This is a genomic window from Massilia sp. Soil_C_3, assembly GCF_057657035.1.
Genome location: NZ_JBDGJG010000014.1, coordinates 57,147 through 70,195, shown reverse-complemented (window position 1 = coordinate 70,195; position 13,049 = coordinate 57,147). Strand labels below are relative to the sequence as shown.

At 66.5% G+C, this 13,049-nt stretch carries 11 protein-coding genes; 8 read left to right on the top strand and 3 right to left on the bottom strand.

Annotated elements, in window-relative coordinates; all coding sequences use genetic code 11:
* Positions 1 to 54: 54 nt before the first annotated feature.
* Both AC3A6F_RS24100 and AC3A6F_RS24095 read right to left on the bottom strand, forming a co-directional pair.
* Positions 55 to 1,893, bottom strand: a complete 1,839-nt coding sequence (locus AC3A6F_RS24100; protein ID WP_487686022.1) for a phytase — start codon at positions 1,891 to 1,893, stop codon at positions 55 to 57.
* Positions 1,893 to 4,415, bottom strand: coding sequence for a TonB-dependent receptor (locus tag AC3A6F_RS24095; protein WP_487686018.1), 2,523 nt, complete (start codon positions 4,413 to 4,415; stop codon positions 1,893 to 1,895). Before AC3A6F_RS24095 ends, AC3A6F_RS24100 begins: the two co-directional genes overlap by 1 nt.
* A gap of 281 nt (positions 4,416 to 4,696) precedes the next feature.
* Here AC3A6F_RS24095 and AC3A6F_RS24090 point away from each other — a divergent pair, with 281 nt between their 5' ends.
* The 5 genes from AC3A6F_RS24090 to AC3A6F_RS24070 all read left to right on the top strand — a co-directional run bounded on the left by AC3A6F_RS24090 (position 4,697) and on the right by AC3A6F_RS24070 (position 8,390).
* The gene (locus tag AC3A6F_RS24090) at positions 4,697 to 5,560 is read left to right on the top strand and encodes a GGDEF domain-containing protein (protein ID WP_487686015.1); all 864 of its coding nucleotides are present in this window, start codon (positions 4,697 to 4,699) and stop codon (positions 5,558 to 5,560) included.
* A complete protein-coding gene (locus AC3A6F_RS24085) occupies positions 5,557 to 6,606 on the top strand; it encodes an AraC family transcriptional regulator (RefSeq protein WP_487686013.1) in 1,050 nt (349 codons plus the stop codon). The genes AC3A6F_RS24090 and AC3A6F_RS24085 overlap by 4 nt, the downstream gene beginning before the upstream one ends.
* A gap of 80 nt (positions 6,607 to 6,686) precedes the next feature.
* Complete coding sequence (locus tag AC3A6F_RS24080) at positions 6,687 to 7,178, top strand: hypothetical protein (protein WP_487686011.1); 492 nt, start codon at positions 6,687 to 6,689, stop codon at positions 7,176 to 7,178.
* A gap of 22 nt (positions 7,179 to 7,200) precedes the next feature.
* Entirely contained in the window at positions 7,201 to 7,431 is a 231-nt protein-coding gene (locus AC3A6F_RS24075) for a hypothetical protein (protein ID WP_487686008.1), read from the top strand.
* A complete protein-coding gene (locus AC3A6F_RS24070) occupies positions 7,428 to 8,390 on the top strand; it encodes an alpha/beta hydrolase (RefSeq protein ID WP_487686006.1) in 963 nt (320 codons plus the stop codon). Before AC3A6F_RS24075 ends, AC3A6F_RS24070 begins: the two co-directional genes overlap by 4 nt.
* 4 nt (positions 8,391 to 8,394) lie before the next feature.
* On the opposite strand, the gene metE is transcribed toward AC3A6F_RS24070, so the two are convergent.
* Positions 8,395 to 10,674 carry a 5-methyltetrahydropteroyltriglutamate--homocysteine S-methyltransferase gene (gene metE / locus AC3A6F_RS24065; protein WP_487686003.1) on the bottom strand — a complete coding sequence of 760 codons (2,280 nt, stop codon included), beginning with the start codon at positions 10,672 to 10,674 and terminating at the stop codon, positions 8,395 to 8,397.
* Positions 10,675 to 10,778: 104 nt separating this feature from the next.
* Here metE and AC3A6F_RS24060 point away from each other — a divergent pair, with 104 nt between their 5' ends.
* The 3 genes from AC3A6F_RS24060 (at position 10,779) to rpsG (ending at position 12,983) form a co-directional block, all read left to right on the top strand.
* Positions 10,779 to 11,660 (top strand): LysR family transcriptional regulator, encoded by an 882-nt coding sequence (locus AC3A6F_RS24060; protein ID WP_487686000.1) that lies wholly within the window; start codon positions 10,779 to 10,781, stop codon positions 11,658 to 11,660.
* 319 nt (positions 11,661 to 11,979) lie between these two features.
* The gene (gene rpsL, locus AC3A6F_RS24055) at positions 11,980 to 12,363 is read left to right on the top strand and encodes a 30S ribosomal protein S12 (RefSeq protein ID WP_005663517.1); all 384 of its coding nucleotides are present in this window, start codon (positions 11,980 to 11,982) and stop codon (positions 12,361 to 12,363) included.
* A 149-nt stretch (positions 12,364 to 12,512) separates the two neighbouring features.
* Positions 12,513 to 12,983: a 30S ribosomal protein S7 gene (rpsG, locus tag AC3A6F_RS24050; protein WP_005663516.1), complete on the top strand. Its 471-nt coding sequence runs from the start codon at positions 12,513 to 12,515 to the stop codon at positions 12,981 to 12,983.
* Positions 12,984 to 13,049 lie beyond the last annotated feature (66 nt).

The window sequence follows — 13,049 nt, the reverse complement described above, 5'->3', positions numbered from 1 at the left end:
GTCCCCACCTTCGTGGGGACGACGTGCGGATGCTAGCGAAAGAATGACGCCAACTTACTTTGATGCTTCATCCAGCTTCAAGGCTTTGGCGATGTCGTCCCAGGCCACCGCCTTGTAGTTCTGGGCCGCATCCGGCATGCGCTTGAAGCCGTCGTGCACCACCAGCATGCCGCGCGCAAACGGGCCGCCGAAGTTGGCCGAGTTCACTTCCAGGCCGTCGGTCTCGGAAGCGCCGTCGATGCCGGCCACCGGGTCCATGCCGATGCGGAAGGCGCCGCGCACCTTGAATGGCGGGGCCGCGTCGAACACCACATAGCTGCTATTGCCCTGGCTCGACACCACCAGGTAGCTCTGCTTGTCGCCGTGGTAGATGCCCATGCCTTCGATGTCGTCGTGCAGCCACTCGCCCACCGGCATCACCATCTTCAGCGTGGCCGGCTGGTCGGCCTTGGCCGACGTCACCCACAGCGCCTTGTCTTCTTCGCCCACGAACAAGAGGCCGCTGCGGTCGTCGGCCACGCAGCCTTCGGGTTGCGTGGCGACCTTGAACTGGCGCGCCAGCGTGGCGCTGAACTTGCCGCCGCTGCGGGTGATCTGCCAGTGCTCGTAGCGGCCGTCCTTGTCGTTGACGAAGGCATCCAGGCCACCCGCGGCGGTGCGGTAGGTGCAGGTGCCGTAGATGTCATCCAGGCCGGTCGGCAGGCGCGCCGCTTCGGCCAGCATGCCCCTGGCGTCAATCGTGAACAGCACCATTGCGTTTTCGTCGCGCTGGGTGGCCAGGGCCAGGTCGAAGCGCTCGTCGCCGAAGCGCAGGTCCTGGCGCACGTCGACGTTGTTCAGGCGGCCCGCCGGCAGGAACTGGGTTTGCTTGCCCTGCAGGTCGTACACCAGCATGCCCTGCTTCTTGTTGGTGCCGAGGATGCGCGACTGGGCCGCGTCCTTCGGGTTGACCCAGATCGCCGGATCGTCGGCGGCGTCGCCCAGTTGCGCAACCGGCGCGGTCTGCATGCGCGGCAGCACGATCGGCAGCGCGCGCGGTGGCGGGTTGCCGGCCTTCCATGCCAGCGCCGGCGCCTGCCAGCCTTTCTTCGTCTGCACCAGCAGCGAAGCGCCGCCCAGCGCCACCAGCTGCTTGCCGCCCAGCGTGCGCGCCGGCAGCGCGGTCCAGGCCGCGCCGGTGCGGCGCCAGCTCAACAGGTCGCCCTTCTCGTCCAGGGCGGCCACGCCGCCCGGCAGCACGGCCAGGCCCTCGATCTCGCCGGCCAGCTTGCCGTAGGGCGCGCGCAGCGCCACCGGCACGCGCGCCGACGGACCCTCGGCATCGGCGCCATAGGCCCACAGTCCCATGCCTTCCTCGGCGACGAACAGCGTGGCGTGGGCGTCGTCGACGCGGCAATGGGTGACCGCGGTCGGCAGCGCCAGGCGGCGCACCAGGCGATAGCCGCCCTGCGCCTCGCCGCCCAGCAGCCACTGCTGCGCCTGGCCGTCCGGGCCGACCATGAATACATGGTCCAGGCCCTGGGCGTCGCGGTACATGCAGGCCGCTTCCAGGCCGAAGCCGGCTTCCGGCATCGGCGGCAAGGCCTTCAGCGCGCCGGCCGCGAGGTCGACCCGCACCGGCTGCACGCGCTCGGTGTTGGAATCCATGATCACGGCCAGCACGCCGCCTTCGACCGGGCGCAGGTCGAGCTGCTCGGCGCGGATGGCCAGGCTGGCGCGTTCGCTGCCGTCGGCGCCGACCAGGCGCAGGGCGTTCTTGTCGAGCGCCAGCCAGGCGCCGCCGGGCAGCGCGGCCAGGGCTTCGCTCTTGGCCAGCGAAGCCGGCACTTGCGGCGCAGCGGCGGCTGCCGCATGCAGGGTGGCCAGGAGTACCAGGGATACGATTTTTTTCATTAGAAGATGCTCGCTTTCAGGCCGATCTTGAAGGTGCGGCCGTATTGTTCATGTTGCGCGTTGCGGGACTTGTCGCCCATGTACACATAGTATTTTTCGTTGTTCAGGTTGCTGGCGTCGAAAGTCAGCTGCCAGCGCTTGTCCAGCTTGAACGACATCGAGAAGTCCAGCTGCTTCTGGGCGTCGACGTAGCGGTCCTGGCTCGCGTCGAGCACGTCCTCGCCCAGTTCGAGCAGGTAGGGCGATTTGTAGTTCATCGCCAGGCGGGCGCTGAACGGACCGGACTCGTAGCCGACCATCAGGTTGCCGATGCGGTTCGACTGGCCCGGCATGCGGATGCTGCGCGAAGCCACGCCGCCGTCGCCGTCGGCGCTGTCGATGTCGGCCCGCGAGTGGGTGATGGCGCCGTTGATGCCGATCAGCAGGCCATTGAACGGCGCCGGCAGCATGCGCAGCGGCTGCTGCCAGGCCAGTTCGATGCCGCGCACGCGCGCTTTTTCGCCGTTGGCGTACGAGATCGCGCTATTGAAGTCGACCCATTCTCCGCGCCCGGCCAGGTCGGTGGCGTAGGTGAAGTCGCGGATAGCCTTGGTGAAGACATAGGCCGACACCACGCCGTCGCTGCCGATGGTGCGCTCGATGCCCAGGTCCAGGTTGTGCGAGCGCAGCGGGTTCAGGTCCGGGTTGCCGATGGTGGCTTCGTCGTCGCCATCCAGGCTGACGCCCGGCGCCAGCTGGGCGAAGTTGGCGCGCACCACCGAGTTGCTCCATGCCGCGCGCAGGCTGGTGTGCTGGTCCATGTCATAGCGCAGGTGCATGCCCGGCAGCCAGTTGGTGTAGGAACGCGAAGCGCCGCGCGGCGTGATCTCTTCTTCGTCCGTCACCTGCGAGCCGTCGGCCTTGAAGCGGGTGCGCTCGGCGCGCACACCTGCCAGCAGCGACCAGGCGCCGCTGCGCAGGCTGGCCTGCACGTAGGCGGCGTCGATGTCTTCCTGCAGCTTGAAGTCGTCCAGCGCCGAGTCGACGATCGCGCGTGCGCCGTCGCGGTTCAGGCCCGCCAGGCGGGCGCGTACCAGGTTCGGGTCGAGCGTGTAGCCCAGGTTGCCGAACGGGTAGTCGATGCGGGTGCCGTTGACGAAGGCGGCCATCGAGGTCGGGCCGGCGCCCCAGTAGTCGCCATCCTCGGGATCGTCGCTGCCGAACTCCCAGGCGTCGGTGTCGGTGCGCTTGTCGCGGCGGGTGGCCTTGGCGCCGAACTTGAACGCGCCGCTCCAGTCGCCGGCGTCGAATTCGCGCTGCAGGTCGAGGCGCAGCTGATGGCTGGTGTCCTTGGCGTAGGCGCGTTCGATCGCGAACGAATCGAGTTCGTAGTTGGCGGCATCCGCCACGCCGGCGGGGGCGATCAGGTGCGGAGCGCGGGTGTTGGTGAAACCGACGCCCTCGAAGCTCTCGATGTTGGTGAAGCGCGCGTCGCTGATCGCGTTCGGTGTCTTGTCGGTGGCGCGGCTGGTGGCGGCCTCCAGGTGCATCTTCCAGGCCTCGCCGAAGCGGCGGTCCATCGAGCCGGTGAGCGAGCGGATCTCTTGCGTGTACTTGCGCTGGCGCAGGCGGCGTTCGATGGTGGCGGGAGCGAGTTCGCCTTCGACCACGCTCTCGTCGTCGTTCTCGAAGTCGCCCACGGTCATGCGGTCGCGCGATTCTTCGTCCGAGAAGCGGCTGAGGAAGCCGCGCAGGGCGTAGCTGGTGCTGGCGTCCGGGCGGTAATCGAGGTTGAAGGCGCCGGCGCGGCGTTCGCGCGTGGGCAGGTAATCGCGCATCTCGAAGCCTTCGAGGCGGTTGCCGTCCCAGGCGCCGCCCGTTTCCACGTTGTCCGAGCCGAACTTGCGCTTCTCGCCCGACAGGCCGGCGGCGATGCCCAGCTTGCCGTCCATGAAGCGCTGGGCCCACAGCAGGTTGGCGCTGGGGCTGTTCTGGTCGGTATTGGTGTCGTGGCTGGCGGCCACGCCGACGCTGAGCAGCTTGCCCGGCAGGTCGAACGCCGACAGGGTCTTGACCTCGACCGTGCCGCCCAGCGAGTTGGCGTCCTGGTCGGGCGTGGCCGACTTGGTCACTTCCAGCGAGCGCACCAGGCCGGCCGGCAGCACGTCCAGCGCCACCGCGCGGCGCGTTGCTTCCGGCGAGGGCACCATGGCGCCGTTGATGGTCACGCTGTTGTAGTCGGCGTCCAGGCCGCGCACCACCACGTAGCGGCCTTCGCCCTGGTCGCGCTGGACCGAGATCCCCGGCACGCGCGCCAGCGCCTCGGCGGCGTTCTTGTCCGGCAGGTGGCCGATGTCGTCGCTACTGATGACGCTGACGATATTGTCGGCCTGTTCCTGGGCGGCGATGGCGCGCGCCAGGCTGGCGCGCTGGCCGGTGACGACCACGCTGGATTCGACGGCCGGCGCAAAAGCAGGGGCAGCGTGGACGCCGGCAGCGGCCAGCAGGCTGGCGGTGATGGCGGGGAGGGCGAGATAGCGCATGGGGGGCAAGGAGATAGTTGGAGTGGGGCGGATTCTGGTGTCCCAATATGACGAGTTGGTGACGCGCGCCCACCGCGGAAGCCCCGTGGAGCCGACAATGAGCTGAAATGACCCGCCGCCCATGACGCCGGCCGCATGGCGCGGCAGTATGGTTGCGATGGGACGCCATTTGCTGTGAGCCGTTCGGACCCTGTCGCCGGATGCGACGGTTTTGCCATCCTGTCATCCTGCGGTCATCTGGCTGCGCTATGTTCCGGCGATCCACCTCGAACGCTGCCTCCATGTCCAACGTCATCCGCCATGCCTTGCTGATCGGCGCGCTGCTCGGCGCCTTCGCCTTCCTGTTCGTCGGCGCCGGAACGACCATCCCGATGGCCGAATGGGACTGGGTCGACATCGCGAGCGAGGGCGGCACGTCGCTGCTGGCGGTGCTGTGGTGCCTGACCGTGCTGTCCAGCCGGCCGGACGGGCTGGTCACGCGGCTGCTGGCCGGCGGCCTGGCCTGCATCATGCTCGGCTCCTGGGCCGATTGCCTGGACGAGGTCGTCGACATCGACAAGGCGGCGCTGTGGGACAACGCGCTGGAGTCGCTGCTGCCGCTGGGGATGCTGATCCTTACCGTCGGCATGTATTACTGGAAGCTCGAGCAGGCCACGCTGTCCGACCACATGCGCAAGCGCGAGCGGCTGTTTCGCAACCATCGCCCGTTCGACCGCATCACCCAGCTGGCCGACGCCGCCTACCTGCGCGAGCAGCTACGCCGGGAGAGCCGGCACAAGGAAGGCGAAGGCGTCAGCGCGCTGGTGCTGTTCGACATCGACGAATTCCACCGCATCAACCGCGAACACGGCCAGGCGGAGGGCGACCGCGTGCTGCAGGCGGTGGCGCACATGCTGCTCCTGAACCTGCGCAACGAAGACCTGCTGTGCCGCTATGCCGGCGACCGCTTCGCGGTGCTGATGCCGGGCCTGACGGAGCTCGACGCGCGCGACGCCGCCCAGCACCTGTGCCGCATGGTGTCCTCGATGCGCCACCATGCTCCGAACGGCCGGGTGCGGATCTCGCTGCGCCATGGCTGCGCGCCCGCGCAGGGCGCGCCCGATGCGCTGCTGGCCGCCCTGTGCCGCCAGATGGACGCCGTGTGATCGCCTGGCAGCCAGCCGGAGAACCCTCGATCCCGGCGCGGCAGCAGCCCGCGCTGGCGCTGGAATACGGCCGCTCGCGCGACGCGGACGACGCCGACCTATTGCGCGACACCGGGCTGGTGGCCGGCCTGGATCCCGATGGACTGGTCGCGCCGGCGCAATACCTGCAGCAGTTGTCGAACACCCTGCACACGCTGGACAGCCCCGACACCAGTTTCATGCTGGGCCAGCTGCTGCTGCCCGGCCACGACGGCGCCGCCAGCCACGCGCTGGTGCAGGCGCCGAACCTGCGCGCGCTGCTGCAGGCCCTGTGCCGCTTCCACGCGCGCCTGACGCCGCTGTTGCGGCCGCGCTTCGAGACCTGGGGCGACGTGGCGCTGCTGTACTGGGTCGACGCCTATGGCGCGCCCGGCATCCGGCCGGCCCTGGTCGAGATGCACATGACGGCGGTGGTGGCGCTGTGCCGCTGGCTAGGTGGCGAGCGCCTGCCGTGGCGCTTCTGCTTCAACCGCGGCGCCCCGCGCCACGTCGAACAGCACCACGTCCACCTGGGCACCGAACTGCGCTTCGGTTGCCAGCTCGACGCCATGCTGCTGCCCGCCGGCTGGCTCGACCGGCCGTGGCCGCGCGCCAGCGAGATGGCGGCGCGCCTCGCGCTGCAGTCGGCCGAGCAGGAACGATCGCGCGCACCGGGCATCCTGGCCGCGCTCTACGACTACCTTCTGGAAAATGTGCGCATGGCGCCGACGCTGGAGCGCACGGCGGCCGATTTCGGCGTCAGCCCCGCGACCTTCAAGCGCCAGCTGCTGCGTCACCACACCCATTTCCAGGGTGAGCTCGATGGGGTGCGCACCCATGTGGCGCTGTGGCTGTTCCAGGTCGAGCGGGCCGACAACGAACAGGTCGCGCGCTACCTGGGCTTTCATGACGCCGCCAATTTCCGGCGCTCGTTCAAGCGCTGGACCGGCCTCACGCCGGGGCCGATCCGGGCCGCGCTGGATGGGGAACTGGGCTGGTTCGCGGGTGCGCTGGAGCCCGGAATATAAGGTCAGGAGATAATTCGCGCATCTTCCATTCTTCGAGAAGTGGTATCTTTCACAATCAAGGCCGTTTTCGAAGAAGAGGAATGAGCGCCAGCCTGGTCCTGCATATCGTCTGTCCAACCCAGAAACGTGGCTTTGCCGCGTGCATGTCCTTTTGCTTCGTCTGCCTGCTGGCCTATGGCCTGGCGAGCGGCGCGCGGCGCGACCTGTCGCTCGGCGTGGTGATCTTCACCGCCTGCGCGCTGTCCATCGTCAGCGTGGCCGCCTGGGCGCTGTATCGCAACTTCGTGTTCCGGGATGAGCTGTATATCTCGCCTGCGGGCGAGCTGCCGCCGATCGAGCTGGCCTTCCGGCCCGACGAGATCCGCGCGGTGCGGCTGCTGCCGGCGCCGGAGGCCTGGACGCCCGAGGCAAAATGGGATGCTTTGGGCTTCGGCCATGGCCGGATCGAGATCGAGACCGCGACCCATCGCTACCATTTCGGGGTGGGGCTGGATCAGCGTGAAGCCGAGGCGGCGCTGGAGCGGATCCAGGGTTTCTGCCTGGCGCAGTGCGGCATGCCCGTGGCGGCGTGAGTGATATTGAATGAGGAATGCTATGTCAGAGCTTGAAAAGAAGTGGTGGTTTTCCCTACCCGTGAGCATGCTCACGGTAATGTCGACGATCGGGTTGCTGCACGCGGCCGGACTCCCGCCCTTCCAATACGGCGCCGCGCAATGGGCTGTCTGGTTCCTGTGTTTCATGGGTTTGCAGCGCTGCTTTGCCTTCCTGGGCTGGCTGACGGTACTAGTGGTATCGCCCAAGACGATCACCGCGGGGCGCGCATGAGATCCGCCATCGGCTTCATCGCCACCCTGCTGCTGTTCCTGGCCGCCGGCATCGCCTCGGCCCAAACGAGCGAAGAACACGTCAATCTCGACACGCCGACCGGCCGCATCGCCGGCACCCTGCAATTGCCGGCCGCCGCCGAGGGCAAGTTGCGGGTCGCCTTGATCATCGCCGGCTCCGGCCCGACCGACCGCGATGGCAACAACCCCCTGATCCCCGGTCGCAACGACAGCCTCAGGATGCTGGCGGTGGCGCTGGCCGGGGAGGGCATTGCCTCGCTGCGCTACGACAAGCGCGGCGTGGCCGCCAGCCTGCCGGCCGGGCCGACCGAATCCGAGCTGCGCTTCGAGAACTATGTGGAAGACGCCGCGGCCTGGATCGCCAGGCTGAAGGCCGACCCGCGCTTCGGCTCGGTGGCCGTGATCGGCCATAGCGAAGGCTCCCTGATCGGCATGCTGGCGGCGCAGCAGGGCGGCGCCGCGGCCTTCGTGTCGATCGCCGGCGCCGCCGATGGCGCTTCGACCATCCTGCGTAAGCAGTTGGCCGGCAAGCTGCCGCCAGATCTGGACAAGGAGAACGAACGCATCCTGGCGGCGCTCGAAAACGGAACGACCGTTGACCCGGTGCCGCCCGCGCTGGCGGTCTTCTACCGGCCGAGCGTCCAGCCATACCTGATCTCGTACATCAAGTACGTGCCGTCCCAGCGCATCGCCGCCCTGACCATGCCGGTGCTGATCGTCCAGGGCAATACCGACATCCAGGTGGAGGTCGCCCAGGCCAACGCCCTGTACCGCGCCAAGCCGGATGCGACCCTGGCCATCATCCCCGGCATGAACCATATCTTCAAGCACGTGCGGGCCGACCCGGCGCTGCAGGCCGCGGCCTACAGCGATCCGAGCTTGCCGGTCTCGCCGCTGCTGGTGAAGGCGGTCGGCGATTTCCTGAAAAAGGTCGACTAAGACCTCAGGCGGCGCGCAAGGTGCGCGCCGCCGCCACCATATTGCGCAGCGCCGGCAGCACCTCTTCCCAGTTGCGGGTCTTGAGGCCGCAGTCGGGATTGATCCACAGGCGCTCGGCTGGAATGCGGGTGGCGGCCTTGCGCATCAGGTCCACGATGTGGTCCTGGCTCGGGATGTTCGGCGAATGGATGTCGTACACGCCCGGCCCGATCTCGTTCGGATACTGAAAATCGTCGAAGGCGTCCAGCAGCTCCATATCCGAACGCGAGGTCTCGATCGTGATCACGTCGGCATCCATCGCGGCGATCGCGGCGATGATGTCGTTGAACTCCGAATAGCACATATGGGTGTGGATCTGGGTCTCGTCGGCCACGCCGTTGGCCGTGATGCGGAACGATTCGACCGCCCAGTCCAGGTAGTCCTTCCACTCGCCGCGCCGTAGCGGCAAGCCTTCGCGCAGGGCCGCCTCGTCGATCTGGATCACGCGCACGCCGGCGCGCTCCAGGTCCAGCACCTCCTCGCGGATGGCCAGGGCCAGCTGGCGGCAGCTCACGGACCTCGGCTGGTCGTCGCGCACGAAGGACCAGTTCAGGATCGTCACCGGGCCGGTCAGCATGCCCTTCATCGGTTTGTCGGTCAGCGACTGCGCATAGGTGGTCCACTTGACCGTCATCGCCTGCGGCCGGCGCACGTCGCCGAACAGGATCGGCGGTTTCACGCAGCGCGAGCCATAGGATTGCACCCAGCCGTTCTGACTGAAGGCATAGCCGTCGAGCTGCTCGCCGAAGTATTCGACCATGTCGTTGCGTTCGGCCTCGCCGTGCACGAACACGTCCAGTCCCAGCGCTTCCTGCTCGCGCACGCAGCGCGCGATCTCGCCGCGCATCGCTTCTTCATACGCCGCCGCATCCAGGTCGCCTTTTTTATGGGCATTGCGGGCCTGGCGGATCGCCGCCGTCTGCGGGAAGGAACCGATGGTGGTGGTCGGGTAGCTTGGCAGCTGGAGCAGGGCGGCCTGTTTCAGGCTGCGTTCGGCGTGGCCGCTGGCGCGCTGGCCCAGCTGAGGAGTGATCGCGGCCAGGGCCCGCGCCACTTCCGGGTTCGACACGCGTTTCGAGGCGCGGCGGCGGTCGATCGCGGCGGCGTTCTCGACCAGTTCGAGCTGCACCTGCGAGCGGCCATGGTCGAGCGCATGGGCCAGGATGCGCAATTCTTCCAGCTTCTGCACGGCGAACGCCAGCCAGGAGCGGATTTCGGGATCGAGCGCGGTCTCGTTCTGCAGGTCGACCGGCACATGCAGCAGCGAGCACGATGGCGCGATCCACAGGCGCTGGCCCAGCTGGCGCTGCACCGGCTCGAGCCATTCGAGCGTGGCGTGCAGGTCGGTCTTCCAGATATTGCGGCCGTCGATCACGCCCAGCGACAGCACCTTGTCCTGGCCCAGCGCGTCGATCACCGGCGCGATCTCGGCGCGGGCATTGATCGCATCCAGGTGCAGGCCATCGACTGGCAGTGCGCAGGCCAGCGTCAGGTTATCTTCCAGACGGCCGAAATAGGTGGCCAGCAGCAGTTTGGCGCCGCTGTGACCGAGCGTGTCGTAGGCGTTCGCATAAGCGGCCTGCCAGCGCGCATCGAGTTCGGTGACCAGCGCCGGCTCGTCGACCTGCACCCATTCGATGCCTTGCGTGACGAACCAGGCCAGCAGCTCGGCATACACCGGCAGCAGGCGGGGCAACAGGTCGAGCCGGTCGCTGCCATCCTTGGCCTTGCCCAGCCACAGATAGGTCAGGGGGCCGACGATGACCGGTTTCGCCTTGACGCCGAGGGTGCGCGCCTGGGCCAGCTGTTCGTCGAGGCGCGCGGTGTCGAGCCTGAAACTGGTGTCGGCGCCGAATTCGGGGACGATGTAGTGGTAGTTGGTGTCGAACCACTTGGTCATTTCGCCGGCGTGGACGCCGCCGCAGGCGTGGTCGTGGTCGCCCTGGCTGCGACCGCGCGCCACTCGAAAGTAAGCGTCCAGCGCATCGCCATGGTGGCTGTGAGCGCGCTCCGGCACATTCCCGAGCGTGAAGCTCATGTCGAGCACCTGGTCATACAGGGAGAAATCGCCGACCGGCGCGAAGTCGAGCTTCGATTGCTGTTGCCAGTGGCGCTGGCGCAGCCCGGCGGCCTGGGCCCCGAGTTCCTGGGCCGTGGCCTCGCCCTTCCAGAAGCGTTCGAGGGCGAATTTCAGTTCGCGGCGCGCGCCGATGCGCGGAAAGCCGAGGGTGTGGGTGGTTGTCATGATGGTGTCAGCCTGATGAAGAATGGATGAGTTCATCATAAGCCGCTTGATTCATGAATAAAATTGGTATGATTTCATTCATCCATTAATTCTGTTCATGTGACATGATCGAACGCATCCACCTGTCCCTGATCCGCGAGGTCGACCGGCGCGGCTCGCTGACCGCCGCCGCCGACGTGCTGTGCCTGACGCAGTCGGCCCTGAGCCACACGGTGAAGAAGCTCGAACAGCAGCTCGGCACGCCGGTCTGGACGCGCGAGGGACGCTCATTGCGCCTGACCCAGGCCGGGCGCTATCTATTGACGCTTGCCGAGCGGGTGCTGCCCCAGCTGGAGCACGCCGAGCGCCTGATGCACGAATATGCGCGCGGCGAACGCGGCACTCTGCGCATCGGGATGGAGTGTCACCCCTGCTACCAGTGGTTGCTGAAAGTGGTGGATCCCTATCTGGCGGCGTGGCCCGAGGTCGACGTCGACGTCAAGCAGCGCTTCCAGTTCGGCGGCCTCAAGGCCTTGCACGGCTACGAGATCGACCTGCTGGTCACGCCCGACCCCCTGTTCAAGCCGGGGCTGCGCTTCGTGCCGGTTTTCGATTACGAGCAGGTGCTGGTGGTGGGCAGCGGCCATCGGCTGGCCGGGCGTTCCCACGTCGAGCCGGCAGACCTGTCGGACGACGTGTTGATCACCTATCCGGTCGACCTCGAGCGGCTCGACATCTATAGCCAGTTCTTCCTGCCGGCCGGCTGCGCGCCGCGTCAGCGCAAGACGATCGAGACCACCGACATCATGCTGCAGATGGTGGCCAGCGGCCGCGGCGTGGCGGCGCTGCCGCGCTGGCTGGTGGACGAGTACGCGGGCCGGATGGCGGTGGCGCCGGTGCGGCTGGGGCAAGAAGGGGTGTTCAAGCAGATATTCCTGGGCACGCGCGAGGTGGATGCCGGCACCGCCTACCTGGAAGCCTTCGTGGCGATCGCCCGTCAAGCCTGATGCCTGGCGGACGCGTCCTGCACCGCGATGGGGCAGGGCCTGTCGCGGTGATGCCACATTCACCACGGTTTACCGGGCCGGTTGCCCAAGCCGGCTTAACCGAGCGGCAAATCGGTTGACCTGCCGTCACATTCGGCGTATATTCGCGAGTTCTCGTTTTTATTCTGCACATCGTATACGCATTCGCAGCCGCTCCTTTGCTGAGTGGCTATCGTCGCCTCCGCTGTCAGTTCTTACGGGACTAGGTTTTAGTCCCCGGGCCTGCATGTTCGCCGTCTCGGGTCGTCAATTCAGTAGCAATTTTGTTGGATTAGGAACGATGCCAACCATCAATCAACTGATTCGCAAGCCGCGTGAAGCCGCGGTTGTGAAGAGCAAGTCGCCGGCACTGGAAAACTGCCCGCAAAAACGTGGCGTGTGCACCCGTGTGTACACCACCACCCCGAAGAAGCCTAACTCGGCACTTCGTAAAGTCGCTAAAGTGCGTCTGACCAACGGTTTCGAAGTCATTTCGTACATCGGCGGTGAAGGCCACAACCTGCAAGAACACAGTGTCGTGCTGCTGCGCGGCGGCCGTGTGAAAGACTTGCCAGGTGTGCGTTACCACATGGTTCGCGGTGCACTGGATACCCAGGGCGTCAAAGACCGTAAGCAAGCGCGCTCGAAGTACGGCGCCAAGCGTGCCAAGGCTGCGAAGAAGTAATATCTTCGGTCGCCAAGGCGGCACGTGTCACTGACACGTCACATTAATTAGATAAGTTGAGCCGGCCGCAAGGCCGAGTAAGTGAAGGGTCATGAGGACCTTTCGCGAGTGCGGAATCCGCACTCAACTGAAGACAGGAAGGAATTGAAATGCCACGTCGTCGTGAAGTACCCAAGCGCGAGATCCTGCCGGATCCAAAATTCGGCAACACCGATGTCGCCAAATTCGTCAACGTTCTGATGCTGTCCGGCAAGAAGTCGGTTGCAGAAAACATCATCTACGGTGCATTCGAACACATTCAATCCAAGTCGGGCAAAGACCCGCTGGAAGTGTTCACGACCGCGATCAACAACGCTAAACCGCTGGTGGAAGTCAAATCCCGCCGTGTCGGTGGCGCCAACTACCAGGTGCCAGTGGAAGTTCGTCCGGTTCGTCGTATGGCGCTGTCCATGCGTTGGTTGCGCGAAGCCGCAAACAAGCGCAGCGAAAAATCCATGCCGCAACGTCTGGGTGGTGAACTGATGGAAGCGGCTGAAGGCCGCGGCGGCGCGATGAAGCGTCGTGACGAAGTCCACCGCATGGCAGAAGCGAACAAGGCGTTCTCGCACTTCCGCTTCTAAGCATCAGGACTTGGCTTGGGGCTTTTTGCCCCAATCTAAGGCCCTTGCAGTATCTGTTGTTCAGGC

Excerpts from the sequence above, each read along its gene's own strand:
- AC3A6F_RS24090 (WP_487686015.1), top strand. The coding sequence starts at position 4,697 with ATGTCCAACGTCATCCGCCATGCCTTGCTGATCGGCGCGCTGCTCGGC.
- rpsG (WP_005663516.1), top strand. The coding sequence starts at position 12,513 with ATGCCACGTCGTCGTGAAGTACCCAAGCGCGAGATCCTGCCGGATCCA.
- AC3A6F_RS24070 (WP_487686006.1), top strand. The coding sequence starts at position 7,428 with ATGAGATCCGCCATCGGCTTCATCGCCACCCTGCTGCTGTTCCTGGCC.
- AC3A6F_RS24060 (WP_487686000.1), top strand. The coding sequence starts at position 10,779 with ATGATCGAACGCATCCACCTGTCCCTGATCCGCGAGGTCGACCGGCGC.
- AC3A6F_RS24080 (WP_487686011.1), top strand. The coding sequence starts at position 6,687 with ATGAGCGCCAGCCTGGTCCTGCATATCGTCTGTCCAACCCAGAAACGT.
- AC3A6F_RS24095 (WP_487686018.1), bottom strand. The coding sequence starts at position 4,415 with ATGCGCTATCTCGCCCTCCCCGCCATCACCGCCAGCCTGCTGGCCGCT.
- AC3A6F_RS24075 (WP_487686008.1), top strand. The coding sequence starts at position 7,201 with ATGTCAGAGCTTGAAAAGAAGTGGTGGTTTTCCCTACCCGTGAGCATG.
- rpsL (WP_005663517.1), top strand. The coding sequence starts at position 11,980 with ATGCCAACCATCAATCAACTGATTCGCAAGCCGCGTGAAGCCGCGGTT.
- metE (WP_487686003.1), bottom strand. The coding sequence starts at position 10,674 with ATGACAACCACCCACACCCTCGGCTTTCCGCGCATCGGCGCGCGCCGC.
- AC3A6F_RS24100 (WP_487686022.1), bottom strand. The coding sequence starts at position 1,893 with ATGAAAAAAATCGTATCCCTGGTACTCCTGGCCACCCTGCATGCGGCA.